This is a genomic window from Priestia sp. P5_B4, assembly GCF_056400385.1.
In genome coordinates this window covers 1-608 of the sequence record NZ_JBFULJ010001435.1, presented here as the reverse complement: position 1 = coordinate 608, position 608 = coordinate 1, and the positions used below count along the sequence as shown (strand labels likewise).

Sequence of the window (608 nt, the reverse complement as noted above, 5' to 3'; positions counted from 1 at the left end):
ACTCAGCAGACTGCCTGCTGCTGGTTACTAAAGTAGCGGTATACCCAGCTTTAGATACTTCTTTAATAATGTCATTGGCTTCGTTATCGTGCTCAATTTGTGCTTTTCCCGTTGAAAAGTTAACGCGTACATCTTTGACAGCAGGAACTGTTTTTAAATGATTCACAATCGTGTTCGCACAAGCCGCGCAGTCCATTCCTTCAATCAAATACGTTTTAATTTTTTTATTTGATTGGATAGCCTCAATGTTAAACCCTAATTTTTCTACGGAGCTTGGAATGAGTGACAGAGCTGACTCACTTGCCGCCGCTACCTGGAGCTTTCCTGTATTATAGTTGAGGGTTACGTGTTGAATATCGTTTAATGTTTTTAAACTTTTTTCAATCGTCGCGGCGCAGGAAGGGCAATCCATTCCATATACGCGGTATTCAGCCTTTTCTTCTATGTCACTGTCGCCCGGTACTATATCGTGATCACTGCAGCAAGAATGCTGGCCTTTATCGGTCGTTAACGCAATCGTATCTGAACAGCAGCTGTGACTGTGTTCATGACTCTTTGTGCCACAGGAAGAAGGCTCTTCAGTAGAAGCGGCTTCTGAAGAAGAGGAG

The 608-nt window shown here is 43.3% G+C and carries 1 protein-coding gene; it reads right to left on the bottom strand.

Annotated features, from left to right (window positions below):
* Window positions 1-608 (bottom strand): cation transporter (locus AC1DRF_RS31445; protein ID WP_477742754.1); only part of this gene is annotated, 608 nt, incomplete at both ends.